General features: G+C 67.4%; 27 protein-coding genes and 4 pseudogenes. 16 read left to right on the top strand and 15 right to left on the bottom strand.

Going from position 1 to position 26,310, the window contains the following annotated elements; genetic code table 11:
- The first annotated feature begins 547 nt into the window (after positions 1–547).
- Together ABT025_RS39595 and ABT025_RS35480 are read left to right on the top strand one after the other, a co-directional pair.
- Positions 548–1,292 (top strand): annotated as a pseudogene (locus ABT025_RS39595) (ATP-binding protein).
- Positions 1,293–1,406: 114 nt separating this feature from the next.
- Positions 1,407–1,850: a hypothetical protein gene (locus tag ABT025_RS35480; protein WP_351002790.1), complete on the top strand. Its 444-nt coding sequence runs from the start codon at positions 1,407–1,409 to the stop codon at positions 1,848–1,850.
- 285 nt (positions 1,851–2,135) lie between these two features.
- On the opposite strand, the gene fabV is transcribed toward ABT025_RS35480, so the two are convergent.
- The 3 genes and pseudogenes from fabV to ABT025_RS39600 form a co-directional block, all read right to left on the bottom strand.
- Entirely contained in the window at positions 2,136–3,344 is a 1,209-nt protein-coding gene (gene fabV, locus ABT025_RS35485) for an enoyl-[acyl-carrier-protein] reductase FabV (protein ID WP_351002791.1), read from the bottom strand.
- 412 nt (positions 3,345–3,756) lie between these two features.
- Complete coding sequence (locus ABT025_RS35490; RefSeq protein ID WP_351002792.1) at positions 3,757–3,927, bottom strand: hypothetical protein; 171 nt, start codon at positions 3,925–3,927, stop codon at positions 3,757–3,759.
- Between the two features lie 451 nt (positions 3,928–4,378).
- Positions 4,379–4,900, bottom strand: a pseudogene (locus ABT025_RS39600) (SMI1/KNR4 family protein); the annotation flags it as partial.
- Between the two features lie 356 nt (positions 4,901–5,256).
- Here ABT025_RS39600 and ABT025_RS35500 point away from each other — a divergent pair.
- The 5 genes and pseudogenes from ABT025_RS35500 (at position 5,257) to ABT025_RS35520 (ending at position 7,590) form a co-directional block, all read left to right on the top strand.
- Entirely contained in the window at positions 5,257–5,415 is a 159-nt protein-coding gene (locus ABT025_RS35500; protein WP_351002794.1) for a hypothetical protein, read from the top strand.
- An 86-nt stretch (positions 5,416–5,501) separates the two neighbouring features.
- Positions 5,502–6,527: a hypothetical protein gene (locus ABT025_RS35505; RefSeq protein WP_351002795.1), complete on the top strand. Its 1,026-nt coding sequence runs from the start codon at positions 5,502–5,504 to the stop codon at positions 6,525–6,527.
- A 180-nt stretch (positions 6,528–6,707) separates the two neighbouring features.
- Positions 6,708–6,797: pseudogene (locus ABT025_RS35510) on the top strand (hypothetical protein); the annotation flags it as partial.
- Between the two features lie 66 nt (positions 6,798–6,863).
- Positions 6,864–7,020 (top strand): annotated as a pseudogene (locus ABT025_RS35515) (ISL3-like element ISMdi2 family transposase); the annotation flags it as partial.
- A 171-nt stretch (positions 7,021–7,191) separates the two neighbouring features.
- The gene (locus tag ABT025_RS35520; protein ID WP_351002796.1) at positions 7,192–7,590 is read left to right on the top strand and encodes a squamosa promoter-binding protein 15; all 399 of its coding nucleotides are present in this window, start codon (positions 7,192–7,194) and stop codon (positions 7,588–7,590) included.
- Positions 7,591–7,699: 109 nt separating this feature from the next.
- On the opposite strand, the gene ABT025_RS35525 is transcribed toward ABT025_RS35520, so the two are convergent.
- Positions 7,700–8,077, bottom strand: coding sequence for a hypothetical protein (locus ABT025_RS35525; RefSeq protein WP_351002797.1), 378 nt, complete (start codon positions 8,075–8,077; stop codon positions 7,700–7,702).
- Positions 8,059–8,373, bottom strand: a complete 315-nt coding sequence (locus tag ABT025_RS35530; protein ID WP_351002798.1) for a hypothetical protein — start codon at positions 8,371–8,373, stop codon at positions 8,059–8,061. Before ABT025_RS35530 ends, ABT025_RS35525 begins: the two co-directional genes overlap by 19 nt.
- Before the next feature lie 683 nt (positions 8,374–9,056).
- On the opposite strand from ABT025_RS35530, the gene ABT025_RS35535 reads away from it, so the two are divergent.
- Positions 9,057–9,353, top strand: a complete 297-nt coding sequence (locus ABT025_RS35535) for a hypothetical protein (RefSeq protein WP_351002799.1) — start codon at positions 9,057–9,059, stop codon at positions 9,351–9,353.
- A gap of 859 nt (positions 9,354–10,212) precedes the next feature.
- Here the strand turns inward: ABT025_RS35535 and ABT025_RS35540 are convergent.
- The gene (locus ABT025_RS35540) at positions 10,213–11,331 is read right to left on the bottom strand and encodes a fatty acid desaturase family protein (protein WP_351002800.1); all 1,119 of its coding nucleotides are present in this window, start codon (positions 11,329–11,331) and stop codon (positions 10,213–10,215) included.
- A 7-nt stretch (positions 11,332–11,338) separates the two neighbouring features.
- Entirely contained in the window at positions 11,339–12,394 is a 1,056-nt protein-coding gene (locus ABT025_RS35545; RefSeq protein WP_351002801.1) for a ferredoxin reductase, read from the bottom strand.
- A gap of 85 nt (positions 12,395–12,479) precedes the next feature.
- Between ABT025_RS35545 and ABT025_RS35550 the strand changes: the two genes are divergently transcribed.
- Together ABT025_RS35550 and ABT025_RS35555 are read left to right on the top strand one after the other, a co-directional pair.
- Positions 12,480–13,619: a PucR family transcriptional regulator gene (locus ABT025_RS35550; protein ID WP_351002802.1), complete on the top strand. Its 1,140-nt coding sequence runs from the start codon at positions 12,480–12,482 to the stop codon at positions 13,617–13,619.
- Positions 13,620–14,180: 561 nt separating this feature from the next.
- Complete coding sequence (locus ABT025_RS35555) at positions 14,181–14,519, top strand: thioredoxin family protein (protein ID WP_351002815.1); 339 nt, start codon at positions 14,181–14,183, stop codon at positions 14,517–14,519.
- Positions 14,520–14,630: 111 nt separating this feature from the next.
- Here ABT025_RS35555 and ABT025_RS35560 read toward each other — a convergent pair whose 3' ends face one another.
- Positions 14,631–15,155 carry a hypothetical protein gene (locus tag ABT025_RS35560; RefSeq protein WP_502972102.1) on the bottom strand — a complete coding sequence of 175 codons (525 nt, stop codon included), beginning with the start codon at positions 15,153–15,155 and terminating at the stop codon, positions 14,631–14,633.
- A 409-nt stretch (positions 15,156–15,564) separates the two neighbouring features.
- Positions 15,565–15,921, bottom strand: coding sequence for a MerR family transcriptional regulator (locus ABT025_RS35565; protein ID WP_351002803.1), 357 nt, complete (start codon positions 15,919–15,921; stop codon positions 15,565–15,567).
- Between the two features lie 666 nt (positions 15,922–16,587).
- On the opposite strand from ABT025_RS35565, the gene ABT025_RS35570 reads away from it, so the two are divergent.
- Positions 16,588–17,385 carry an alpha/beta fold hydrolase gene (locus ABT025_RS35570; protein WP_351002804.1) on the top strand — a complete coding sequence of 266 codons (798 nt, stop codon included), beginning with the start codon at positions 16,588–16,590 and terminating at the stop codon, positions 17,383–17,385.
- Between the two features lie 446 nt (positions 17,386–17,831).
- A complete protein-coding gene (locus ABT025_RS35575) occupies positions 17,832–17,957 on the top strand; it encodes a hypothetical protein (protein WP_351002805.1) in 126 nt (41 codons plus the stop codon).
- A gap of 55 nt (positions 17,958–18,012) precedes the next feature.
- Here the strand turns inward: ABT025_RS35575 and ABT025_RS35580 are convergent, their stop codons facing one another.
- Positions 18,013–18,744: a restriction endonuclease gene (locus ABT025_RS35580; protein WP_351002806.1), complete on the bottom strand. Its 732-nt coding sequence runs from the start codon at positions 18,742–18,744 to the stop codon at positions 18,013–18,015.
- A complete protein-coding gene (locus ABT025_RS35585; protein WP_351002807.1) occupies positions 18,741–18,950 on the bottom strand; it encodes a hypothetical protein in 210 nt (69 codons plus the stop codon). The genes ABT025_RS35580 and ABT025_RS35585 overlap by 4 nt, the downstream gene beginning before the upstream one ends.
- Before the next feature lie 960 nt (positions 18,951–19,910).
- Here ABT025_RS35585 and ABT025_RS35590 point away from each other — a divergent pair.
- On the top strand, positions 19,911–20,966 hold the full coding sequence (locus ABT025_RS35590) for a GDSL-type esterase/lipase family protein (protein ID WP_351002808.1): 1,056 nt from the start codon (positions 19,911–19,913) through the stop codon (positions 20,964–20,966).
- Between the two features lie 103 nt (positions 20,967–21,069).
- Here ABT025_RS35590 and ABT025_RS35595 read toward each other — a convergent pair whose 3' ends face one another.
- Entirely contained in the window at positions 21,070–22,110 is a 1,041-nt protein-coding gene (locus tag ABT025_RS35595; RefSeq protein ID WP_351002809.1) for an NAD(P)-dependent alcohol dehydrogenase, read from the bottom strand.
- 95 nt (positions 22,111–22,205) lie between these two features.
- Between ABT025_RS35595 and ABT025_RS35600 the strand changes: the two genes are divergently transcribed.
- Entirely contained in the window at positions 22,206–22,814 is a 609-nt protein-coding gene (locus ABT025_RS35600; protein ID WP_351002810.1) for a TetR/AcrR family transcriptional regulator, read from the top strand.
- Positions 22,815–23,040: 226 nt separating this feature from the next.
- On the opposite strand, the gene ABT025_RS35605 is transcribed toward ABT025_RS35600, so the two are convergent.
- Entirely contained in the window at positions 23,041–23,703 is a 663-nt protein-coding gene (locus tag ABT025_RS35605; protein WP_351002811.1) for a hypothetical protein, read from the bottom strand.
- Positions 23,704–24,300: 597 nt separating this feature from the next.
- Between ABT025_RS35605 and ABT025_RS35610 the strand changes: the two genes are divergently transcribed.
- Positions 24,301–24,771: a hemerythrin domain-containing protein gene (locus ABT025_RS35610; protein WP_351002812.1), complete on the top strand. Its 471-nt coding sequence runs from the start codon at positions 24,301–24,303 to the stop codon at positions 24,769–24,771.
- Positions 24,772–24,926: 155 nt separating this feature from the next.
- On the opposite strand, the gene ABT025_RS35615 is transcribed toward ABT025_RS35610, so the two are convergent.
- Entirely contained in the window at positions 24,927–25,526 is a 600-nt protein-coding gene (locus ABT025_RS35615) for a hypothetical protein (protein WP_351002813.1), read from the bottom strand.
- A gap of 53 nt (positions 25,527–25,579) precedes the next feature.
- The gene (locus tag ABT025_RS39605) at positions 25,580–25,816 is read right to left on the bottom strand and encodes a hypothetical protein (protein ID WP_502972103.1); all 237 of its coding nucleotides are present in this window, start codon (positions 25,814–25,816) and stop codon (positions 25,580–25,582) included.
- Between the two features lie 138 nt (positions 25,817–25,954).
- Here ABT025_RS39605 and ABT025_RS35620 point away from each other — a divergent pair.
- Positions 25,955–26,310, top strand: a 356-nt coding sequence (locus ABT025_RS35620) for a hypothetical protein (protein WP_351002814.1), incomplete at its 3' end; no start/stop codon positions are given.

Raw genomic sequence — 26,310 nt, forward strand, 5'->3', positions numbered from 1 at the left:
TCAGGCACAAGATCAGCAGACACCCACCAAATCCTGCCGATCCAACTTCCAACTGCCAAGCCACCACACCGATCTCATTCTGAAATGATCAGTTAATGGGCCGTCAAAGTCGCTATTCACCTGCACTGCGACGTCCCCCACCCTTGCCCCCATCGGTGCCACCCACCAAGTCCCCCAGACGCCCCAGGCTGGCACGGACAGGCGAGATCCAGAAGGGCCACGACCGGCAGAGCATGAGGGTTGAAGACTGCCGGAGACCAACGGTGACACGGCCCCCACGCTCACGGGAAGTCAGCTAGTGTGATGCGCCAGAAATCCTGAGGGTTAGAGGACCCGGACGAGGACGTACGGATGCGCGCACGCCTCCATCCCTGCCGCCGGCACCGAGACCGACCCGGAGCCCAAATCAAGCGGAGACACGGGAGCTGCAGCCTTCCTCCACGGGCCCCAGCGACTGTTCGCCTCCGTCGGCCCGGCTGAGACGGCGGATGGCGTCCACGACGGCCAGGTCCACGGCGAAGCTGAGGGAAGCATCTGATGATGCGTGATGGACACCGCCCTGCGCGAGTCGCGAAATCCCTGCGGCTCTCGGCGATGCTGGAACCCCCGACGCCCGCCTGGCCCAGGTCCACGGCGGCGAACTCGGGCACCTGGAATTTCTCCGGATCCTCTGCCACGACGAGATCACCCGCCACGAGACCGTCGCCTTCCAAGAATGCCTGACACGGGCGAAGTTCGAGCAGCAGGTCAACCTGGAGGAATGCGGCTTCACGCCTCCTCGAAGCTCCCGGCCGCCCGGATCCGAGATCTCGGGCCTTGCGCTGGCTCCACTCCGGCGAGTCAATCATCCTCTTCGGGCCGGTCGGGGTCGGCAAGACCCACGTCGCCCAGGCCTTCGGCCACCTCGCGATCCGCCAGGGCGCCCGCCTCCGCTTCGCCAGGACCAGCCGGATCCTCGCGGACCTCGCCGGCGGCCACGCGGACCGCACCTGGGACAGGCGGATCCGCGAACTGGTACGGCCCGCCGTGCTCACCCTTGACGACTTCGCCATGCGCCAGCTCAGCGCGGCCCAGGCGGATGACCTCACGAACTGGTCAGAGAACGGCAGGGCCGGTTCCTGATCATCAACGGCAACCGGGCACCCAGCGACCGGTGGCCGCTCTGCCTCAACCCCGTCGTCGCCGAGTAGCTCCTGGCCCGCCTGATCAACACCAGCCACCAAGTGATCATGAACGGCCCCAGCTTCCGCCCCGACAAGCGGCCTGATAACCCCACCGGCAAGACCAAGTAGGGAGTACCGGTGGACGTCGTCGGGATACTGCCGTCATGGCCGTCACGCAACAGCTTGCCCGCATCCCAGCGGAGTATCTCGCTTCCTGCCGTCAGTCAGCTGGCGAGTCACCGGATGGAGATCCTCACTGGGATCCACCCACGGCGGACACCCTGGACCTGGACTGGGCGCCGACTCTGCTCGAACGGGTCAGCGAGCTGGGAGGTCGATGACGTCCACCTCAACGCTCTGCAGCAGTCCACCGAGGGCGATGCTGCAATCGACCTCGGCTTCCTCAACACACACCCGCATGCCATCGGTCCCTTCGGGCCCGCTCCCACGGCCCTCTCCGCGACTCAGGTGGCTCGCGTCTCGGAACTGCTCTGGCAGATCGACTTGCCCGCCCTTCTGGCCGCCTTGCCGACCGACGAGACAGAGGCCGCTTCCTTGATCGGCCACGGGTCGGCCAGAATCGTCGGCGGCCCGAGGAAGTACCTGCTGGGGCACTTCAATGCCCTGCGAGAGTTCTACCGTGATGCATCCCAACGGCACCTTCTTGTCGTGCTGTGGTGGGACTGACACACGGCGCCCTCCAACCAACTCACGGCAGCACCTGGGGAATTATGTGAACTTCCGCCCGGGTAATTGCGTGACCGTGCACAAATGGGGGCGAACGACGCCGGCAGATCGAGTCGACCACTGCGCGGTGCACGGGCTGGGTACGGGTGCAGGCGACAGCCAGTACCTTCATCAGGCAAGTCATCCGTCGGAATCAAGACTGTCGGGACACATCGACGGCCCAGGTCACCAGGGCTGGCGCCGCGACCTCGTTCTACGACGCAATCGGGGCGTTCGTGGCGCAGGTCAGATGGTGAGAGTGGGCCAGGGAACGTCGGTTTCGACGGCGGCGGTGTAGTCGACTCCAGGTACAGAGAAGCCGTAGAGGCGACGTACTTCGTCGCTGAACCAGGCGAGGTCGGCGAGTTCGGTGACGCTGTCGGTGGTGGCGGTGCTCCAGCGTTCGGCGACGGCGTTCTGCACGGCAGAGGCCAGTTCCCAGGTGTCGAGGCGGACCCGGCTTTCGTCGTCGAGGTCGAGGGGGCGGGCGCCGGTCAGCCGGTCCCACAGCTCCACCAGTTGACCGATCGGGGCCACCATGGCGTAGCCGATCACCTCGCGCAGTAGCCCGACATACAAGGCGATGCCGGGGATGGCGGTAGAGGACTGGGTGACGGCGGCGGCATTGACGGAGGTCACCGCCCGGCCGCCCACGGTCTTGCCAAGGCGCTCGTCCAACGTGCGTGCGGTGGCTTCCAGATGGGACTTCGCGGCACCGATGGTGCCCTGCCGGTAGATCCCCGCGGTGAGCGGCGAGCCAATGTAGGACAGAGCGACGGTGGTGAAGCCGTCGGCGAGCAGGGACCGGTCGGCGAGGAACGTGATCCACCGTTCCCAGTCGGTGCCGCCCATTACCGCCACGGTCTGTTCGATGTCGTCGCCCTCGGCCGGCGCGGTGGTGACCTCCTTGACCTCCGGGGCGCCGTGCTCGTCGAAGACGAGGGTCTTGGTGGTGTACGGCGAGCCGATCGGCTTGAGGACCGAGGCATACGTGTTGCCGGTGTCCGGGTCGGTGCGGCGAGGCGCGGCCACCGAGTAGATCAGGTAGTCGAGTCGTCCCCCGAACCGCTCGGCGATGAGGTCGGCGACCTGCTCCTTCATCATGTCGCTGAACGCGTCGCCGTTGAGAAAGACCATGTCCCGCCCATGCTGTTGGGCGAGCCGGGCCGTGGCAGCGGTGCGATACCAGCCAGCCGTGCCGGTGCGGCGCGCGGGTGCCTTCTCGAAGCACACGCCGATGCCACGGATACCGACACGGGCCAGGCCCGCGATCGTAGCGGCCAGGCCATATCCGGCGGACGAGCCGATGATCAGAGCCACCGGCCCTTCGCCCCCGGGGGTGAGCGGGGCGGGGACGGCCTGCCACATCTCGTCCACAAGTTGACGGCAGCCGCCGGGATGGGAGTCGAGGAACAGGAAGCCCCGGCTCTTGGGCGCAATGACGCGTTCGCTCACGGTGTGGTGCCCCAGATGTCGTCACGGACAAGGACGCGGCGGCCGCCTCGGCCACCCCGTCCCGCAAGTCTGCGACCGAACGGATGAACACGGTGATCTTGACCGACACAACGATTTCCAGCCAGGCTTGGAGGGTTCCACTAGCTCTGACGGGAAATCCGGCGGCACCTCAGGCTCGGCGCGTGCGGGAGGACGGATTCTGCCGATGGTAGGAACGTCTCGATAGACCCTCGTTCGGCGTCGTTGCGTGTCCCGCCCTGCCGGCAGACTTTTCCTCGGCATCTCGGCGATTTCCTACTGGCGCGGTGGTGAGCCGGTGAGGGCGCCTGACTTCTCCTGGGAGCACATTGGCCAAGTCGGCTGTCGGGTTCAACGTTCGGAAACTCGTCCAGTTCCTCTCGGTCCCGGAAGCCTAGTGACCCGCTGAGCCGCTGAGCCGCTGCGAGTTCTTCACGGGCTGCTCCAACTCCAGCGCCAGCTCGGTGCCGGCGCGCACCAGGGCGTGAACCCGTTCTCCCTCCGCTGCAATATCTGCCTTGATCTTCGTCAGGGCTTCGCGCAGCACAATGTTCTCGTCGGCCATGCTCTGGACGGCCTGCGGTATGAGGGCGAAGGAGTGCCGGCACATGTGCGGGCGGCACCACAACGGCACGAGCCCCTCCCCACCCGCCTACGCCCAAACGCGCTGGATCCATTCGTTGGCGGCGGTGAACGTGTCCTCCAGCCCTCGAACTTCTTCGGCACCCCGTTCGCCGACAGCCACAGTGACAGCGGCTCCTGCCCGGATGCGGGACGCCGGAACAGCAGGCGGCGCTCGTCGGGTTTACCGCCAACATTAGGAAGCCTAGTGAAAGGCTGGAACGTCCTGTGCAACGCGTGCGACATCAGCGCGATGCCAGCTCGCCGGGAACGGCACCTCTGGGTGAGCAGCCCGAGCCACAGGTCCGATACGCGATCACGCCCGGATCTGCCAAGCCTGGCCATGTTCACCAGAACCGATTCTGGCTCACATTCCGTGAAGCTGTTACGGAGAGTCAGAATTTCGGGGCCATGCGATGCCGGTCGGGGTGGGCGCGAAGTCGAGGTGAGGGGAGTTCGAGGGCCCGGTTGTCGCGTCCGGCACTCATGTGGTTGAGCCAGCGTTCGTACCAGTCGAGGAAGTCGGTGGCGGAGGAGGCGTTGGGGCCCCAGAACCCGTCGCTGTTGCCGATGAGGACGCGGCCGGTGAGGGGACCGGTCACCGCGATGAGGCATACGCCGATGCAGCCCATTTCGATGACGTGGAGGAGGAGGTCGCGTCCGTGAACCCCGGGTTCTGCGTCGTCGAAGCCGCGGGGTGTCCCGGCTTCTCGCGCGGGTTCATGACCAGCAGGGAACACCGCTCCAGCGGCATGAGACCGCAGAACGGCGCCGCGCCTGAGCCGCCGATGTGCGTGAGGCCCTGCCGGTGCGCGTGAGGCCCTGCCGGTGCGCGTCCGGCAGGGCGATGTCGTGCTCGGCCTCGAACGCAGCGACGCGTGCTTCTGCAGCTTCGGACCGAGGCAGAACTTGTGTCTGGCTGATCACCGGCCTCAGGCGGCGCCGGGCACGGTGCCATACCGGCAGGCGGTGCCGGACGGTCCGTACGAGGCGCTCGCCGCCCACCTGGACGACGGCACGGTCATCGTCGTCACCCAGCCGACCGGCAGGCCGGTGCCCGGCCTCGTGTCGTGCGCCCCCGAAGTCCCCGCCTCGCGCGAACAGCCCGCCTTGGCGCTTCGCCGCCCCCGAGCAGCACTTCAGCGCTCCCGTAATCCGCAGACCGGCCCCTGGTGCCCCCTGTGGGGCGGCACCAGGGCCGTCTGCATACCTCACCATCGGCGAGATACTCGACTTCGATGGGTTCGGCCACGGCCTGCCGATGGAGATCGTGATGGACCATCTCCTGACCGGCGGCGGCCCGGACGGAATGGACGCGTCAAGGTCGTCCCTGTCTACGTGGTACATGGCGACGAACCGCGCGTGGACGGACATCCTCGCGGCGATCGTGGACCCGCTCGCGGGCCATCTGCCTGCAACGGACCGGCGGTAGCGCTCTCCCGGGTGACGCCCGTGCCGAAACTCTTCGTGGGGCGGCCACGAGGGCCGTTGTCAGAGGCGATTGGCAAGATTGCGACCATGAATGTCACTCCTGTCACTCCGCCACGGCCGATCGACGTTGCCGCCGTCTTTCCCCAACTGGCTCCGCTGGCCCGCACGGCGACCCGCCTGCACCCCCGCCCTGGGGCGCCGACGTGGCACGACAGCTCGATCGGCGGGCCGCTGCTGTGGCCCGCCGAGGAGCCATGGCCGCACTGCGAGGAGCCGCATGTGGTGAATGGCATCAACTCAGCCCGGTCCCCGGCGGATCTGCGGCTGGAACGACGGATCTTCGCCGCCTCGCACGGCCGGGACCTGACTCCGGAGGAACGGGAGACTCTCGAGCGGATCCGACCCCCTCGGACGTATCCGGTGAGGCTGGCGGTCCAGGCGTACGACGGCCCCATAGCGATGCTGCCCGTCGCGCAGCTGTACGTAAGGGATGTGCCCGATCTGAGCCCGCCGGAGGGCAAGGACCTGCTGCAGGTTCTGTGGTGCCCCTTCGATCATCCGATCATGCCCAGGACCTTGCTCTTCTGGCGTTCGGCAGCCGCCGTCACCAATATTCTCGACACGCCTCCCGAGCCGCCCGCAGTGCAGTTCGACGGCTATCTGCCGGAACCGTGCGTGCTCGAACCGGAGCAGATCACCGAGTACCCCGACCATCTGGAGCTGAGTGAAGAACTGCGGGAGCAGCTCAAGCAGTGGAGTGTGCCGCAGGCAGCAGAGGAAGACATGGACCCGGACACGTACTACGACTGTGTGCTGTCCAACGCACCCGGCTGGAAGGTCGGCGGCTGGCCCGCTTGGAACTCCACCGACCCCAGATCGCGGCCCTGCTCCGAGTGCGGCACCGGCATGGAGGTCCTGATGACCGTCGCCACGTTCGAGGAAGGGGACGACGCCGGGAACAGCTGGTCTCCGCACCCCCACCCAGGTGCTGGACCGTACCCCGGCCACCGCGGCTACAACGCGACCGGTGTCCAGATAGGCAGTGGCTACCGGCAGCACCTGTTCATCTGCCCGGCGGAGCCCGAGCATCCGCACATCGAGTTGATGACGTAGCCCGTCCGCAGTGTGCAGCCGGGGCGTCGCGGTGCGGGCATGACGTGACGCCGGGTGGCCGCGAGGCTCAGGGTGCCTGCCTGCGGCCCGACATCCGAGAAGGAAGCAGGCCATCCCTGACACGACCGCGACGCATCGCCCCAGGTCGGGCGCGTCCCGGTGAGCTCGCCGGTCGGTAAAGAGCGGTTCCTCGCCGAGCGGCGTGCGTCGCTGCCGGACATCGATATCGATGTGGAGTCCGCACGCCGGTTGGAGGTCTACGACCGGATCATCTCTCCCGCAATGGATCAAGGGGGCCGCGCCGACGACCTACCCAGCCTCCACACCTTCGTCAACGGCCTCGAACGGGACCTCGCCGCCGTCACCGCCGGCCTGACACTGCCGTGGAGCTCCGGCATCGTCGAAGGCCACGTACCGGATCAAGATGCTCAAACGCCAGATGTTCGGACGGGCAGGCTTCCAACTTCTCCGCAAGCGAGTCCTATTGGCGTGACAGATGTGGGTTCCGTGTTTCGGTGTCGAACGGTGGCGTCGTGACCTGTGGCTTTGCAGAGTCCGCGTGATTTGTCGTGCGGAGTCGTCCGCGAATGTATCGAATCCTCCCCGTGCTTCATCGTGGGAGAACTCAGTAGCAGGGCGACGAGCGATTGTGTTGAATCCTGGCATGAGTCACGTCGCCAACGTCATGATCTCCGTCGAGCCGGATGATCGATCGGCTGCCGAAGAACTGAGCCAGTGGTTGCAGACGTCTGCCCTGCGGCGAGGCTTCGGTCCCGGCGCTGTCGGCTGGGTCGGCTCGCTCAACGAGACCACCGGCAGCGACACGCGTTGGGGCGGCGGCAAGTACCCGGAATGCGACGTCTATGCCGGAGCGCTCAACCACGCCGACCTGGCCGGCCTGGTGGCACATGTCGAGCGCATCGTCTGGAAGCACCCCGCGTTCGTCCAGCTGTTCGTGATGGACCAGGAGCAGGTCTACTTCCGTGTGTGGATGTTCCACGGCGTGAAGCTGCGGCAGATCGCGCCCGAAGGTCGAGAAGAAGAGGTCTGGCCGAACGGGTGACGTTCCTGACCTGCCAGTTTGCCTGCCACGTCAGATCAGGCATCCAGTCGATCCCGCAACTCGGATTTCGACAGCGAGATGCGGAACCTACAGCAGAGCGTGGCCACCGTCACGGTAGTTGAGCCAGAACTACTACTGCTCGATATAGCCAAACGCTTCGATGCCGTCGAGAAGGTGCTGGTGGCGTGGGGTGAGCGCGGCCATCAGGCCCCAGCAGGCATCTGTGCACAGCCACGCGCTCCGGGTCAAGCACGCCGTCGCTCAGGATGCCGGGAACGGCATGCTCGCGGGCGAGCATCATCGCGGTGGTGTGGCTTCCGGTGCCGCCGTAGGCCGTGACCCCTCCGGCCTCCCACACCGACGTCACCTCGCAGGCCGGCATCGTCGGGTAGCCGATCAGCTCGCGCAGCCACCGGATCACGGCGATCTCCGCCATGGTGCCCGACGGAGAGCAGAAAGACTGGTTGATCAGGTTCTGCTGAGCCAAGGCGCGAAGATCCCTGCGACGAGGGAGACGGGATCGGCGCCGGTATCGCCGAAGCCCATGAAGCGCGGGCTGTTCATGTTCACGCAGTACGGCAGCAGCCGCTTGGGGATGCCCTCCCAGACGGCCTGAGCGGTGGCCGGCTGCTCGGTGAGATCTTCCAACAGCAGATCACGCAGCGCGTGCGGGGTCGCCCGACAGGCGAAGACGTCTTCGCTGTCCTTGTAGGCCGGCGACTGGGCGATCATCTCCTGAAGAAACGGGGTGAGTGCGGTGAGCGGGCTCGGTGTTGACGGCATCTCTTCCTCCAGCAGCAGGTCAGAGAAGAAACAGGTGGCCGGCCTCTTGCCCGGGTGAGGCAGCGGGCAGCCTGTATTCCAGCTTCATACGGGCTCTGGTGGGCCGTCATTGAGGCGCTCGTGGCCCGTCATTGCGGGCCGCCCGCAATACGGCACCCTCCCGTGCGGGGCTCCGGGTCGGTAGCGTGGACAGGCTGACTCGCCATCCTTACGGGGGTACGCCCATGGCCACAGTGACCCGTTCGAAGCGCTCTCAAATTCAGTGTGAAGCCGCCCAGATCCGTGTGCGCGGCCGGCGCAGGCAGCCCGACACCGCCCACATCGCCTCGACCCCATCCAGGACAGGCCGGCAGAGGTGAACGCGCTGGAGGCGTGGCGGTTCGCCCTGGGCTGGTTCCAGGCCCAGACCGCCTGCCGGGCCGCCGGGCTCTACCTCGCGGAGGGACTCCTCCCGCCTGCGCTGTCGGCTCGGTGCTGTGCCGGTGGGAACACGACGGGAGCGAGCGGCCGGGCCCTGAGTACGCGGTGATGCTGTGCGGGCCTACGGCGCCCGGCCCGAGCAACTCGGTCCGGTCCGCGGCCTCGCGCCGCACGCGGATACCCTCTTCGACCGGGCGGTGATCCGGTACGGTCGGCCCGAAATGACCGCTTACCTCTGGAGTTCGAGGGAAGAGGCGGAGCCAATGACTACCGCAGCCCGTCTGTCGGCTGTCCGAGAATCACTCCACCTCACCCTGCTCGCCGACCCGCACGGCAGCATCGGGACGGCTGACCTGATCGAAGCGGCCGTCGAGCACTGCGCGCTGAACTACTCCAAGCACCCGCCGCAGATCCTGATCGACGAAGTACGCCAGGTCCGCCAGCTCCTCACCCAGTCCTCCAAGCCGGCCGAGGGCGCTTCGTACGGGACCGATATCCAGCGGCAGGTCGGCCGGTCCTCGGCACGCGGAGGAACCTTGCCTTCCACCTGGGTGATCTGACCGGAGCCCCTACTCCCCTGTCCGCGGCCGCGGTCTGGGGTGAGCGCAGCGGCGCGACATCCGTCTGGCCGCCTGGGCGTGGGGCGCGCACAGCCCACGCACAGCGTGGCCGCCCGCACCACCGGCCGCTACGACACCGCCCTCGCGGAACGCGGCGCCTGCCCCGCCCGGCCTGGTCCGGGGCAGCTCCACGTCTGGGCCTGCTGCCGGTCCTTGCCCGTCTGAAACGCGCCGATGAAGCCAGCTGGGCCCTGCGTACACCGTTGGCGGCGCTGGAGGCCGATCTGTCAGGGACCGTGCCGGGCAGGTTCGGTTCGGGTTCGGTTCGGGTTCGGGTTCGGGTTCGGGTTCGACGAAGCCGAATTCAACCTCCACCAGGGCGAAGCCCACCTCGCCAGGGGCCGCCGTCAGCAGGCCCGAGCTCGCACCTAAGCATCCGCCGCATCATGCCCGGACGGCCCGGACGGCCCGGACGGCGCGGGCGGCTGGACGGCGGCAGCCACTCTTGTCCTCGCCCAGGCCCGAAGCCGCCGACTCCCCACAGGACGTCACCCAACACGCCCTGCACGTCCTGGACCACGGTCCCCGCCACCCGGCTCCGCTCCACCGCCCGCACTCGTCTCCACGACCTCGCCCGAGCCCTCCCCCGCAGGTCTCAGAGCCGAACTCGCCGAACGGCTCCGCACCCGCCCCACCGCCATCGACCACCACGGACACCCACTCCGAAACAAGGCGCCCATGCCCATGAATATCCGAACTCGTACAGTCTGATGTCGCGGCCGCCCACCGTCTGCAACGGATCTCACCGAACCCGGCGGTGTCGCCGGTACGGCCGAAAGATCTGAACCCGTACCGGGAATCAGGCCGCGACGAGCTCCTGCTCGCGGTCCGGCGTCTTGACCTTGGGCTTCTTGTTCGGCAGCGCGAGCCGGAAGACCTTGTGCCACGCGGAGACCACCTGCTTGGGCAGCGGCCCGGTGACGTACTCCAGCTCGTATTTTTCGAACAGCACGCGCACCTTCACCGCGACCTCGGCGTACCGGTTGCTCGGCAGGTCCGGGAACAGGTGGTGCTCGATCTGGTGCGACAGATTGCCGGTCATGAAGTGCATGGCCCTGCTGCCACTGATGTTCGCCGAGCCCATCATCTGGCGCAGGTACCACTGGCCGCGTGTCTCGCCCACGATCGACCGGCGCTCGAAGACCTGCACACCCTCGGGGAAGTGCCCGCACATGATCACCGAGTGGGACCAGATGTTGCGGATCAGGTTCGCGGTGAACGTGGCGGCGAGCGTGGTGAGGAACGACGGGCCCGACAGCAGCGGGTGGATCACGTAGTCCTTGAGCACCTGCTTGCGGATCTTGCGGCCCACGGCCTTGGCCCGCGCGCGGAACTCCGGGCTCTTGCGGCGGCGCTTGTGCAGGTTCTTGCCGAGCTCCAGGTCGTACGCTGCGATGCCGTACTCGAAGAAGCAGGCGTTGATGAAGTTCCACAACGGCTGGCCGAGGTGGAGCGGGTGCCACTTCTGGTCTTCGTCGACGCGCATGATGCCGTAGCCGAGATCGTTGTCCTTGCCGATCACGTTGGTGTACGTGTGGTGCAGCTCGTTGTGCGAGTGCTTCCACTGCTCGGACGGCGAGACGTGATCCCACTCCCAGGTGGTGGAGTGGATCTTCGGGTCTCGCATCCAGTCCCACTGGCCATGCAGGACGTTGTGGCCGATCTCCATGTTGTCCATGATCTTCGCCACGGACAGACCGGCAGTGCCGAGCAGCCACGCGGGCGGGAAGAACGAGAACAGCAGCACGCCCCTGCTGACCAGCTCGAGCTTGCGCTGCGCCGAGATGACCCTACGGATGTAGGCGGCGTCCTTCTCACCGCGGCTGGCGATCACCTCGTCGCGGATCGCGTCCAGCTCAAGGCCGAGTTCCTCGATCTGCTCGGCAGTCAGGTGGGCGGTGGGGTCGATGGCGGTCAAGATGCTCCTACCGTTCGATGTCGCAGGGGCCCGCCGCGGCGGACACACAGGTCTGGATGAGGACGCCCGGCTCGGCCTCGGTGATCTCTCCGGTACGCAGGTCGCGGACGGCGCCCGCCTTGAGCGGCGTGATGCAGCCGAAGCAGATGCCCATGCGGCACCCGGAGGGCATGAGCACCCCGGCCTCCTCGCCGATGTCCAGCAACGGCGTGGCGCCGTCCGCGTCGACGGTCTTGCCGGTGACGCTGAACGTGACCTCGCCGCCGTCTCCGGCGACGACGATGCCCGGGCGGAAGCGTTCGGTGTGCAGGCGCTCTTGTACGCCGTGCTCGGCCCAGTGCTCCGCGGCGGCGTCGAGCAGGCCCGCGGGCCCGCAAGCCCAGGTCTCGCGCTCGGCCCAGTCGGGCACGAGTTCGTCGAGACGGCCGATGTCGAGCATGCCGTCCGTGTCGGTGTGCACTTCGGTGAGCCGCAGCTTCTTGTCCGCGACCAGGTCGTGCAGTTCGTTCCGGAAGATCACGTCGCGCGGCTGTGGCGCGCAGTGGACCATGACGACGTCGTCCAACTCGCTGTCGCGCAGCATGCCCATCACGGGCGTGATGCCGCTGCCGGCCGTCAGGTAAAGCACCTTGGCGGGCTTGGTCTGCGGCAGCACGAAGTCACCGGCCGGCTGGTCGAGCTGGATCAGCGTGCCCGGTTTCGCCCTGCGGACCAGGTGGTTGCTGACCTTGCCGTCCGGGAGCGCCTTCACGGTAATCGTGACGCGGCCGTCCTGGCGGTTTGTCGGCGAGGTGACGGAGTAGGCACGCCACAGGCGCACCCCCTCGACGTCGACCCCGATCCGCACGTACTGGCCGGCTGTGTGCCCGCGCCAGCCACGTCCCGGCCTGATCACGACAGTCGCGGCGTCACCCGTCTCGGGGTGCACGGCCTCGATGCGCCCACGCAGGTCAGCGCTCGCACGCAGCGGGCTGACCAGGTCGAGGTAGTCCGACGGCAGCAGCGGCGTCGTGACCATCTCCAGCAGTTTCCAGGCCCTGCTGCGGAGGGCTGTACTCGTCATGGCTCCAGCTTGCTGCGCCTCAAGGCGTAAAGTCCTGACCGCAGGACGTAAATCTGGTCGACTGAATTGTTCGCAGGGAACAAATGTGAGCCATGCAATCCAAAGGGCCAGCGAACTGGCCCTCAACGAGACGACGGTCACCGCGCTCCGGGCTGCGCTGAAGACCACGGCCGACGAGGTCGTCCAAGCGATCATCGACGAGGTCCCTCCCTACGCCAACGCCCTTTCGGGCCGCATGGGCGGAACCATCCGCCGAGCCGTCCGCACCGCCCTTGGGCACTACCTGGACCTCGCGAGCGGGAACGCCACAGGCGGCGACGCCGGCGACGCCGCCTACGAACTGGGCCGCGGCGAGGTGCGCGACGGCCGTTCGATGGACGCCCTGCTCAGCGCCTACCGCGTCGGCGCCCGCGTGGCCTGGCGATGCCTGGCAGCGGGTGCCGTACCCGCAGGTCTGCCCGCCGCCGAGGTCGCCAAGTTCGCCGAGCTGACCTTCGCCTACATCGACGAGCTCTCCGCCGCGAGCGCCGCGGGCCACGCCGACGAACTGGCCGCCCGGGGCAGGGCCCACGAGCGCCACCTGGAACACCTGGCCCGCGACCTCCTCGCAGGCGCGAGCCCGGATGTACTGCTGGCCTCTGCTCAACGGGCCGGGTGGCAGCCTCCTGTTTCGCTGACCGCGGTCCTGCTGCCCGCCGCCCAGGCCCGGCCTGCCTACCGCGCGCTCGACCCGAGCACCCTCGTCCTCGACGATCTGCCGGACGCCACCGGTGTGCTGCTCGTCCCCGATGCCAACCGATCACATCTCTTGCGGCAGCTGACCGACCGCACCGCCGTGGCCGGCCCTGCCCGGCCATGGATTCGTGCATCCGCCTCGTACGCACGAGCCATACGCGCGCGCTCCCTCTCCTCCGATATTCGCGACACCGAGGACCACCTGCCCGAGCTGGTGCTGAGCGCCGACGCGGACGCGTTCGCAGACCTCCGCACCCGAGCCCTCGCACCGCTGCGGACCTTGCCGGTCGCGACCGCACGGCGGATGGAGGAGACGTTGCGGGCGTGGCTGCTGCACCAGGGCAGGCGGGAAGAGGTGGCAGCGGCGTTGTTCGTCCATCCCCAGACAGTCCGGTACCGGATGTCACAGCTGCGGGAGCTGTTTCCGGATCTCGCATCGCCACACCGGGTCCTTGAACTGACGCTGGCGGTCGGTCTTCGGGTCAGCTGACGCGTACTTCGACCGTCCACGACCGCGTCCGCGAGCAGTCCAGGAATCGTGTCTGGTTCCCGGCGCCATCAGCTGACTCATGCGGCCTGGGGAAGAGCGGGATGAGGCAACTACGACCAGACGTTGATGCGAGGACCAGTCAATGCCTCGGAAAGCCCGTCGGGGACGCTGCCTCTGAGAAGCGCGGTGGCAGATACGGTTCGACTGCATCCGGTGGACGATGCGCACCGCCCCGCTCATCGACGCGCTCATCGAGTATCTGGTCGGCGGCCTGGGCCGCTGTTCCATGGAAAACGGCGTTCATGTCGTCGCGGAGAGCACTGTCCTGGCACGAGCTCACCCACGGACGAGCGGCGGGTTTCAGCTGGATGGCCGGCAGAGCGACCAGGCCGGGGCACCAGAGGGCGGGGGCCGGGCGGCTCGCACCGGAGGACCTCTGTGGGTCCGCAATGGCCCCGTGCCTACTTCCGGCAATTCCACCGGCCGACCGACCGGGCCGGCCTGGCACACCACGCAAGAGATGATGGGATGGAACGACGGAACATGAGGTCAGGAGATTCCATGGCAAAGCGGGTTCACCGACCCCGTGAAGATGCGGAGTTCAATTTCATCCTCGGGATGAGCGGAGTTCCGGTCCTCGCATACTTCACCGGGACATGGCCCAAGGCAGTCGAGCCCTGCCGGGAGATGGACCTCGTCATGGGTGGCATCGCCGACGACTACGCGGGCCGCTTGACGGCCGTCCGGGCCGACATCACGCGTTGTCCGGCCGCAACCGAGCGATACGGGATCACCGGAGCCCCGTCCTACGTCCTGCTGAAGGAGGGAGAGGCGGTGGCGCACGGCACGGGGCCTGTGACCATCACCGAAATACGGAAGTTCCTGGACGGCCACCTCTGATGGGAACTCGCGAGTGGAGGTCCTGATTTCCGGGTGCGGACCTTTGGGTTCGTTGTGGACCCGCGTGTGACCTCGCTGATGTGGGGGTGTGCGTGGCGTCCGGTCTCGGTTTCACGCTTCGTCGCGGTGCGTGAGGTGGCCATCGGCGAGCCGCCAGTAGTGCTGGTGGTCAGTCAATTGCCAGGTCTCGTCAGCAGCGATCGCCTGGGTGATCCAATCGTGGAGTTGCGGGAGGGCATGCGCTCGTAGAACGGTCCGGGTGGCAGCTCGATCAGTGGCATCGACCGGGTGGACGTCCACGCGGAAGCCGACCATGTCCGGGTGGATGCCGCGGCCGTAGTTGAAGGGGTGAGGAGCGACCCATGCCGCTCCAAGGACGATGGACCCGCTGTCATGCCCCGTAAGGAACTGCAGGTCCGTGACACGGCTCATGTAAGAGCCGAGACACTCGTTGATGTCGGTGGTGGTCAGAGGCCACGCACGGTGGCGGGGCAGTCTTCGATTTCGTGCGGACATGGCAAGCAGAATCGCAGAAGGCCACTCCCGGCTGTCACAGGTTTGTTCAGCGGCCTGTTCCAGCAGTGCCCGTGCGGAGGCTCCGGAGTACATCGCGATCTTCTCGTCGAGCCCGAACACATCGGCGAGGTGAAGCGGGTCGAGCCCCGTGGGTGAGGCCTCTGCGAGCTGCCGGTCGACGCGGAGTCGTTCCAGCGTCGTGTCCTGTCCGCGCAGCCCATCGGGTTCCGGGGCACACCGGAGGCAGTGACCAGCCATCGCGGCGCTTGGGCACCACTACCGGGGCAGTAGCGCAGGAGCCTGCCGCCGTAGGGCGGTCTGAATGACGTCGTCGCGCAGCAACGGACCGAAGGAGGGAGCAGCGGTCAGCTCCGTGAGCATCTCGAGACAGTCCCCCGCCGTCCGCGTGGTCTGTGTCGTAAGTCCTTCGGCGGTTGACGCCGAAGGAGCGTGTGTGGGTTCAGAACCTACGGGAAGCACCGCGATGATGGTCTCCAGTGCACAGGCAGACCGTTTCCCACGGTGCTGATCAGGTGGCCGGGGCTGCGGCGATGACGGTGTCGAGCATGCTCCGCGAAGCCTGCAGATCGACGATGGCGCGCGTGATGCGTTCGCGCTCTCGCTGCAGCTCGGTGACGGTGTCAGAGCACACAGGGGTGAGGGTCAGGCCGTCGATGCAGACGCAGGGCAGGATCCTGGCGATGATCGTCGTGGACAGGCCGGCGGCCAGCAGGCTGCGGATGCGCCTCACCGTGTCGATGTCGACCTCGCTGTAGACGCGGTAGCCGCTGGCGAGCCGGGTCGGGTGGAGCAGGCCCTGTTCCTCGTAGTAGCGCAACAGCCGTTCGCTGACGCCGGTTCGCCGGACCATCTCTCCAATGCGCATGTGACCTGCACCTCACCGCGTTGACTCTCACATTGATGTGAGACTTTAGCGTCAGCGGCATGAAGACGAACAGTGCGGTCTCAATGGGCAACGCCCCTCCCGCGCCGGTGCGGCGTCGGGCGGAACTGCCTCTGCTGACCGCCTGCGTGTTCGTGGTGGGTAGCTCGGAGTGGGTGATGTTCGGCGCTTTTCGGCCTGGGCTCCGTCATCGGCAACATCCTCGGCGGCCGCCTGGTCGAACGCGCCCCGTGGGCAGCGTTGTGCGCGCTGTTGGGCGCACTCGGCGCCGCGCTGACCGCCTTCAGGCTCACCAGCCAGAGCAGTTGGGCGGCCGCCGCCACCGTACTCGTCCTCGGTGCCATCGCCGGCCCCCTGATCCCGCTGCTGCAAGGCCGCGCACAGGCGTCTGCCCCGAGGCGCCCACCTTTGTCACGGCGATCAGCGCCTCCGCGTTCAGGCTCGGGGTCGCAGCCGGTTCCACCCTCTGCGGTCAAGCCGTCATCGTCGGCTTCTCGCTCGACCACCTGCCATGGATCGGCGCGATGGTGGCGATCGCCGCCATCGGCCTCGCCGCCGTCGCTGCCCGGCGACGACGCGTTCAGCCTCCCATCCCGACGTTCTGCTCCGTGCAGCAACCCCCTGAGAACCCGAAGGAATGACATCCACATGTCCTCAACTGGTCAGCCCTCGCCCCCTCTTGGCCGCATCGTGCGTGGCACCGGCCCGGGCCTGCTGCTCGCACACGGCGCCGGCGGCGGCATCGACGCCAACTTCGGCCCCATCCTGGCGAGCCTCGCCGCCCACCACACCGTCGTGGGACCGGACTACCCAGGCACCGGCCGCACTCCTCGCGCCGAAGCCCCTCTCGCTCTGGACGCCCTGGCCGACGCCCTGGTCGCCACCGCCGTCGAGGAGAACGTGGACACCTTCGCCATCGCCGGATACTCGCTCGGCAGCCCCATCGCCGTCCGTGCCGCCACCCGCCACCCCGACCGCGTCACCGGCCTCGTCCTGACCGCCGGCTTCGCCCACCCCAATCCGCGGTTCCTGCTGGCCGCCCGGCTCTGGCGCGACCTGCTGCGCTCGGGGGATCTCGAACGCCTGGCCGCGTTCATATCGCTGATCGGGTTGAGCGCCCCCGCTTTGGACGCCATCGGTCAGGACGACCTCGATACCGCTCTGAAGGCCACCACGACCACGATCCCGTCCGGCACGATCGAACATTTGGACCTGCTCATCGATCACGTTGACATCCGCGAAGACCTGGCTGCCGTCACGGTGCCAACCCTGGTCATCTCCACCACGCTCGACCAACTGGTCACGCCCTATCACCACCGGCAACTCGCCGACACGATCCCGGGCGCCAAGTACGCCGAGCTCTCCACGGGGCACCTGCCTTTCGTCGAACGCCCCGAGGAATGGGCCGCGCTTCTCCTCGACTTCCTCGGCAACGCCTCCCTCTGACGACGGCCGCACCGGACGTGTACTCGGCTAAGGACTGTCCCGTGATCCGTGGTGGATCAGCGCGCGGCGTCGGATGCGGTGCATCGCAAGGCGGAGGAGCGTCCGCATACTGGATGTATTCGGACGCTCCGACAACGCGGCGAGGTGCCGTAGCTGTCGTCGCGCGCCCGCCAGCAATTACGGGACAGCCCTCAGGGCGGGCCCGGTCCCCCGCCACCAGCAAAACCCGGATGGAGCAAGCGGACAACAGCTCCCCGAACAACTGGCATCGGCACTAAAGGGCACCTTCGCCGATGCCTCACAGCCTCCACACGAGGACCGGGGTCACCGGATGCTGCTCCAGGCCGGAAGACGGCCCCGGCAGCATCCGGTGGACAGCCGACAGAACGTTCCACGACACCTTTTGACGACAGTTCGTCTGTTCGCCATCCCCCTACGCACTTGCCGTGCCGGTGGAACTGACCACCAGCGAACGCCACCGGCTGAAGAAGATGGCCCACGGCCACAAGACCGAGACCCGATGCGCCGGTCACGCTGCGGTGACGGCCACCGGGCCGGGATCACCGCACTGACTGGCGCAGCGTCGCCCGTTCGCCCGTGTTGACGTCGGCGACAGCCGCTGCGACATCAGGAGAGAGCGGTCGGTTTGCGTGGCGGCGGGACGGCCCGCAGCAGTTCCCACAAGGGGCGTGAGCCGGACGCCCACGCTCCGAGGGTGTGGCGGTCGATCACATGGAGGCGTTGCTGTTTCGCGAAGGCCACCGCCGGCGCGGTCACCCTGCCGTTCGTCACGATCACCGCTATGTCGGCGCCGTGGACCTGGCGGGCCGTGCCGTTGAGTACCTGGAGGTCGGGTGTGCCGACGGCGGACCCGGCAAGGCCGTTGCGCCTGTGTTTGCACTGGATCACCCAGTGTCGCCCGTAGGGGTCGGTGGCCTTCACGTCCGCGCCCAGGTCTCCGCCGCCCCCGACACGGACCGCGTTCCGGCAGCCGTCGCGGCGCATCAGGTCTCGCACCGCGTCCTCGAACCGGGTGTGGTGCAGGGCGTCCAGCTGAGGCAGCGCGTAGCGCAGGCCCTGCGTGCGGACCGCTTCCCACCGTGCCTGCTGTTGCTTCTGGTAGAGCCAGCCACCGCCGGCCAGTACCGCGAGCACACCGAGGACAATCAGAGCCCACCAGTGGACCAGCAGCCAGTGGACGACGGCCACGGCCAGGGCGACGGACAGGACTGCGGCTACGAGGAATCCGATCAGACGGTCATCCCTCCGGCGCCGCTTGCTGGGTCTGCGGGTCCGGCGCCGTACCGGTGGGCGGCGCCTGCCGACTGTCGCGCGGCCTTTGCGTGCGCGGGGACTCATCGGCCCGCCTGAGTGACGCCGCTCGCGAGTTGACCTAGGAAGTCCATGATTCCGTGGCCGAGCGAGGTCGGTGCGATGAGCACCCCGAGCGCCAGGACGATGACGACGGTGAACTTCTCATCGAGCCGACTGCGGGAATGCGTACGCCGACGCAAGCGGATGACGACGACGACAGCGAGCAGCACGGCCACGTTGATGGTCAGCACTCTGTGTTCAGACCTCCCCGGCCATCACCATGCAGGGCGGCAAAGTCCACCCCAGCATTCTTGTGTAGTCGGTCCTCGCTGATGTTGGAGGCGGGTTGCGGAGGAATGGCACAAAGCCATCCGACATGGCCGAATAGCACGTGCGGCTTCGGGTCATCCTCGATGCGTGCGACGCCGAAAGGCCGGCCACCAGCCCACCAATTCCGCCGGCATTCCGTTTCTCTGAGGCGTAGTTGCTGCCCGGCATCATGCTCTCCCCAGCTGCCGGTGACGAGCACGAAGGCAGGGGAAATGACGGCCGGAGGCTTCGCCCAGGACCCGATGGGTCCGCCCACCGCATCGCGCGAGGCCACACGTATCGGGCTGAACAACTTCTACCGGACCGTCATGTCGCTGCGGCAGATCGCGATCGCCTCCGAGTGCCTCTGCGGAGAAGTAGACGAGGCACGAGTTCTTGCCCTGGAAGTACTTCCCGGCCTGTGGATCGAGGACTTGGCCGGCCTTGATGAAAATGCTTCGGCAACCACGTCCCGACACAGAGCGGCCCGGTCTGCTCTGACGGCATTCAAGAAGCTGCGGGACAGCGGTGCGCTGGCCGACCCGGGCAGCATCCGCGCCCAGTACGAACAGGAAGCAGAGTCAACGCCTGGCAGCGGCGGAGCGATGACAGAAGGCCGACGCGGCGCTGAAGACTACCGTCGGGGAGCGGGGACGGCTCGTCGCCCGGCAAAAGGCTGCCGAAGTCCAGCGCAGGTACGACGGCTGAGCAAGCCGTTGCCGCACGTGGCAAACCCAGTGCTGCCACCCCCGAGCGCGCGCCAAAGGCGCCTCGCCACCCGACCCCGTCCGGGATATTGACGTGTCAGCGCCAATCATGACTTGATGAACACTCGCAGATTGGGAGCGCTCCCACGCTCGCGCACCGCGCTCCCGCTTCCGCCCCCTTCGGGAAGGACACCCGTGCGCAGCAGACGCCACCCCCTCCTCGCCGCCTTCTTGGCAACCCTGTTCGCCTTAGCCGCCGGTTTCGGCCTGGCCGGCGCCCCGCCCGCCGCCGCCACCGCCGCGGCCCCGGTACGAATCATGCCGCTAGGCGACTCCATCACCGGCTCCCCCGGCTGCTGGCGCTCCCTCCTCTGGGACCAACTGCAGAACGCCGGTTACACCGACATCGACTTCGTCGGCACACTGAACGCCCAGAGCTGCGCCCTCACGCACGACGCCGACAACGAAGGCCACGGCGGCTTCCTGGCCACCACCACCGCCGACCAGAACCTGCTGCCCGGGTGGCTGGCGGCGACCGCGCCGGACATCGTTGTCATGCACTTCGGCACCAACGACGTCTGGAGCAGCATCGCGCCAGACACCATCCTTGCCGCATACACCAAGCTGGTCGGCCAGATGCGGGCCGCCAACCCTTCGATGAAGGTGCTGGTAGCCCAGCTCATCCCGATCAATCCGAGCAGCTGCGCCGAGTGTGCCGCTCGTACTGTCTCCTTCAACCAGCGCATTCCGGCCTGGGCCCAGGGAATCACCACCACCCAGTCGCCGGTATCCGTCGTCGACCAGTGGACGGGCTTCGACACGGCCTCCGACACCTACGACGGCGTCCACCCCAATGCCTCCGGCGACGCCAAGATGGCCGCCCGTTGGTACCCGGAACTGTCGGCCCTGCTCACCCGGGGGGACCCCGGGGAGCCGGAGGAACCCGGGAACGGTGGCTGCTCGGCGAACTTCCGGCCGGTGTCGGCGTGGCAGGGCGGCTACCAGGGTGAGGTGACGGTCACCAACACCTCGCCCACGGCCTCGATCTCTTCCTGGGCGGTAACCCTCGCGCTCCCGGAGGGCAGCCAGCTCACCCAGGTCTGGAACGGCGCATTGACCGGAACGACAGTGCGCGACGCCGGGTGGAACGGCACGCTGACGCCGGGGGCGAGCACCACCTTCGGCTTCGTCGCGAGTACGTCGGGTTCGGCAGGCACGCCCTCGGTGACGGCCTCGTGTTCAGCGTCCTGATGCACTGCCCCTGCTAGCAAGTCAGGTGGCCGGATGTCCTGCCGTCCGAGTGGGCGGCAGACCCTGCCCCCGCCCTGCCCGCACGGCCCGGCCCGCCGTCTCTTCAGTCCAGGTCGGACATGTCGAGCACGAAACGGTAGCGGACATCGTTTCGCCGGAGGCGGTCGAGTGCCGCGTCCACCTGTGACGACGGAAGTACTTCGATGTCGGCGGCGATGCTGTTGTCGGCGCAGAATTGGAGCATCTCGGCCGTCGCCAGGCGGCCTCCGCTGCCCGCGGAGCTGAGCTTCTTGCGGCCGATGAGCAGGTCCGTGGCCTCGATGGTGACCGGGCCCAGGTACCCGAGGAGGCTGAGGGTGCCGTCCATCGCCACCAGCTTCAGATACGGGGCGAGGTCGTGAGGGGCGGAGATGGTGTCGATGACGACGTCGAAGGTGTCGCGCGCAGTGGCCATCTGCTGGGTGTCGGTGGAGGCGATGAAGTCGTGAGCGCCGAGCTTGCGGGCGTCGTCGCGCTTGTCCTGGGTTCGGCTGATGACGGTCGTGGTGGCGCCGAGTGCCACGGCCATCTTGACTGCGAGGTGACCCAGGCCGCCGAGGCCGGCCACGGCGACGTGACTGCCGGGGCCCACTCCGAGGGAGCGCAGGGGTTCCCAGACCGTGACGCCGGCGCACATCAGCGGGGCGGCTGCTGCCGGGGCGAGGCCGGAGGGGAGCGGGTAGGCGAAGGAGTCGCGCACGACGTACTCGCGCGAGTAGCCGCCCAGGGTGGTCGACCCGTCCTTCCGGTCGGTGCCGCCGTAGGTCAGAGTCGGGAAGGAGTGGCAGAAGTTCTCCTGCCCGGCTTCACACATGGCGCACACGCCGCAGGAGTCGACGATGTTGCCCACCGCGACGTGGTCGCCGACCGAGAAGGTGGTCACCTCGGGGCCGGTCCCGGTCACCACGCCGGTGAATTCGTGGCCCGGCACCAGGGGCGCTTTCGCGTGCTGGTCGTAGGCGTGCAGAGCGTGCAGGTCGGTGTGGCATACGCCGCAGTAGTCGACCTGCACCGCGATGTCGTCCGGGCGCAGGTCACGGCGCTTCAGCGACGTACGCCGCAGCCCCGTCGGGCCGGCCGCCTGCCATCCGATGGTCGTTCGCACAAGTGACTCCTTAAACAGACTGTTCTGTCTGTTGCAGCGTAAACGCGACCGCTCCCCAAGGCAAACCAACTGTTCTGTTTGGTAGTATGGCGGACATGCCGGACCAGCCCCAGACCTCGCGAGGCGCCGCGACTTACCAGCGCATCCTCGACGCTGCCACCGAAGAGTTCGCCCAGCACGGCATCGCCGGGGCGCGCATCGAACGCATCGTGACGGCAGCGCGCACCAACAAGGCGCAGCTCTACGCCTACTTCGGCGACAAGGAGCGACTCTTCGACGCGATCTTCCTCAGCTCGCTGGAACGCATCACCAACGTCGTGCCCATCGACGCCGACGATCTCGCGGAGTGGGCCGTTCGCCTCTATGACGAATACCTGCGCCGCCCCGACCTCATCCGGCTGGCGACCTGGACACGACTGGAGCGCCGGCCTGCCGGGCACCTCGTCGAGACCCACCAGCACTACGACGACCGCAAGCTCACGGCCATCGCCGAGGCCCAGGCCGCTGGGCGGGTCCGCGCAGGTGACCCGTTCGACATCATGGCCATGGTCATCGCCATGTCCATGGCCTGGTCACCGGTCAGCAACGTATACGCAGCCAGCAGCCAAGAACCCGACGAAGTACACGACCGGCGCCGCACCCTGCTCCGCGACTGTGTCCAAAGCGCCACCGCGACCGGCCGAGGCGGCGCAACCCTCCCATGACCGCCCCCTGGTGACACTTACGCACGTTGCCTGGCCTCCGACCAAGGACCAAGCGGCGCGCGCGGGCCGTGGGAGACCGTCTTGGATCCATGGGGTGGGATTGGACTCGATTCGAGCGCATCGCAGCACGACAGGACGCCCATCGCCTTGCCGCCCGGATCGCCACAATCGCCGGCGCCGACCCCCAAGAGGCAGCCGAACGAACCAGATCTGCGCCGACTCGGCTTCAGGAACGAATCGGGCTCAGTCCTCGTGCCCGGCACATCACAGGGGAAGACGTCACAGCCGAGGAGAACGCCCGCGACCGCCGGCTGCCTTCACCGTCCGCGTCACGCGGTGCCGAGCCGGCCTCGACGGGCCGTGGACCGGCAGCCCCGATCCCACACTCGACGATAACCTCGGCGAGCTCCGAGAGCCCCTCACTCAACTCGATGGCGGCTGCGGAGCTCTCCCTCGGTTCCTCTCCACCAGCGGCGAGCACCACCTGCTGGTGGTCGCGCCATTCGCTGCCGAGCCGGTCGGCGAGCACGTGCCAGAGATGGCTCTCGGACGTGATGTGGGTGCGGGTGCCGCCGGCTATCACCGGGGCGAGGTGGATGGTGAGGATGGATGCCTGGACTCGGGCGTTGGGGCAGGTGCGAACGAGTTGGCCGCTGTCTGGCCCTCCTCGGCTTCCGCCGGGGGGAGAGAGAAGCAGCGCACGGTAATGGTGAAACCAGCCGAGGGCATGCGCAGCATTCAGACAGATGTCGCCGCCAGCGCCGTATCGTGCCAGGTTCTGCGCCTCTACGAGCGCAGTTGTATCAAGCACCCCGGTGGCTTCCGCGGCGGCAGCAACGCGATCCCGCCGCGCTCGCACCGCCGCAAGCAGTTCGTCACGCTGTCCCACGAGCCCCCTCCCCGTAGCCACCCCTCGGCAATTGTCAACGACACAAAGCTTGGTGCTGGGGCGGACCGTGTTCGGGCACCACTGCGCCGGAACGGAACATGCCGCCGGGCGATGCGTGTACGCGGAGTATTGCCAGGTGGATGGGCGCTTCGCGAGCCTGTCACCTGGTCGGACCGCTTCGATCCCAACCGCGGCAAACGAGAACCTCGTTGAGCTGGAAAGCGCGGCGGTGCCGTCCGCCCCCGTACAGCCCGACTACCCACTCCTTCCCGCCGACGACAACGTCCCAGCGAGCGGACTCGCGCGCCGCCCCGGGAAGCATCAGGCCGACCTGAACACACCTATCACGATGGTGACTTCGCGAACCCTCGACGGGTCGGTGTCCGCCGTTACCGAGCAGGGCGACCGCTTCGACTCGACCGACGGCAAAATGGCCCGCGAGCGCGGAGCAGGTGACCCTTTTCCGAATCACCGCGCCGCGTCGTCAGGCGCGGTAGTGTGTGGAAAGCGTCGCGTGCCGGTGGCAGACCGTGTCAGGCATGGAGGCGCCGGACCGAAGTAGGCCGACGATGTACTCGTTGTACCCTTCACTCTCGCGTGCCTGAGCGCGAGACGACCAGGCTCGTCGCCTGGAGCCAAGAACTCCGTCAGGTGCACCGCCGACTACGGGACGCGTTGTCCGTAACTCGTGCCTCCCTTTCCGACGGCACTCCCGGTGAGGCGGCGACCCGGGAACTGCTGCTGTATTGCCATGGCTTCTGCACGGCTCTCGACAGCCACCACAGGGGCGAAGACCGTTCCCTGTTCCCGGCCATCGCTGCTGCGCACCCCGAACTGCGCCCGGTACTGCGCTCGCTTGAGCAGGATCACTCGATGATCGCCCACCTGCTCGGCGGTCTTCGTGCCGCGGTCGACCGGGCCGCGCCGCCCGAGGAGCTTGATGGTCACCTCGATGGTATCGCCGCGATCATGGAGAGCCATTTCCGCTACGAGGAGCGGCAGTTGCTCACTGTGCTCGAAACCCTTGAGCTGGCAGCCGAACCCAGTGAGGTGCTGGGCCCGCTCTGATCCCGACCGGACGGCAAACGGCCGGTGGCGACCAACATGCCTGGCCACCTGCGAATGATCAGAGTCGTTGAGTTTCCCTACGGGCCTTGGCATGCGAGTGACCACCAGGCCACGATGGCGGGGCTGTCTGAGTAGCCTCTCCCGATCCGGAGAGGCTACTCAAGGAAGTCCTGCCAGAAGGCCACAGTTGCCCTGGGGTCCCACCCGTCAGGGGTGTGCGCACTGAAGTCGTCGAATTCGTGGTTGATGTAGTCGGCCAAGTCAGCGCCGTAGTAGATGATGTCGGCGCCCCAAATAGACATGACTGGGTGTCCGTAGGAGCCGTGACCTGCAGGAAGAAAGCGGTGCGCGTATACGGGCACGAGCTTCGGTACCTGGTCCAGCATCACCGTAGCTTCTCGGCGCGCTTCGTCCGCATCCTCAGGCCGCTGCCCCCATGTCGGATGCCAGAAGCCATGCTGAACTGCTCCAAGGACGCCTTCGTCCGGCCACTCAAGGTGATCCCGAAGCTCCGCCGGATCCCCATGCCACCAGTCGGGCCACGGGTTCTCCCACGTGTCCCCCTCTTCAGGCGCCTGCCTCACCGGAACCCCCGCAGCCAGGAATGCCCGATGGTCGTTGGCGAACTCGACGCCGTAATCCTCCTCGATACGGCGAAACTCGACATCGGTCAATCCGGGCTCGATTTCACAGCAGTCGGCAGCGGCGAGCAGGTGCGCGGCCTCCAGGCCCAGCTTCATTCCCTTGGGCATCATCCCCCTCGAACAATAACTTCCCTGACCTGGGGCGGTGCCAGCTGTTTTCGGGTTCACGCCGCACAAGAATGGGCGGGCATGGACCGCTGTCGGCCGTGGCCCGGATGATCGCCCGGGCGGCGACGTCCGGCCCGCGCAGTGGTCCCGGCGTCACATTCGCATCGGCATGGTCGTCGCGGATCAGTTCCATCAACGACACGGCCCTGGTCCTCCTGCTCGACCCGGGCCACCACCGTCGGCCGCCAAAGCGGGTCGCTGGTGACATCGGCCGCGACATGCTCGTCGGTCACGAGGGTGCGGCTCTACTCACGAGAACCGGTTCTGGTCCAACTTCTGTGGAGCAGTGACACTCAGTGTTGTTGAACAACCCTGAGCGAGTGATGTGCCACCACCGATGGCGTGTCGGTGGGACAGCTGATAATGCCGTCATGGCAGATCGCAGTCCGGTGCTCCGGATCATCACCTCGGCGGCGTGGGAGTCCTTGAAGCCGCTCGGCCTGGCCCGTCGCGGGCGGTCGCGGCTATGGATTGATGATCACGGGTGGTGGCTCGGGGTTGTGGAGTTCACGCCGTCGCGGATTGCCGGCAGTGGTCTGCACGTCGGTGCGATGTGGCTGTGGCACGACGTGGACCACCTGGCCTTCCACGTCGATGCAGTCCGGGTCGGCTCCGAGCTGTTTCGCAACGAGTGTCGGCGTACTCGCGTATGTGCAGAGGCAGGTACGGATGAACGTGCAGAGCAAGTAGCCGCAGACTGGCCCTCATTGCCGTGCGAGATGATGGG

The organism is Streptomyces sp. NPDC002809 (genome assembly GCF_040295435.1).
Taxonomy (GTDB): domain Bacteria; phylum Actinomycetota; class Actinomycetes; order Streptomycetales; family Streptomycetaceae; genus Streptomyces.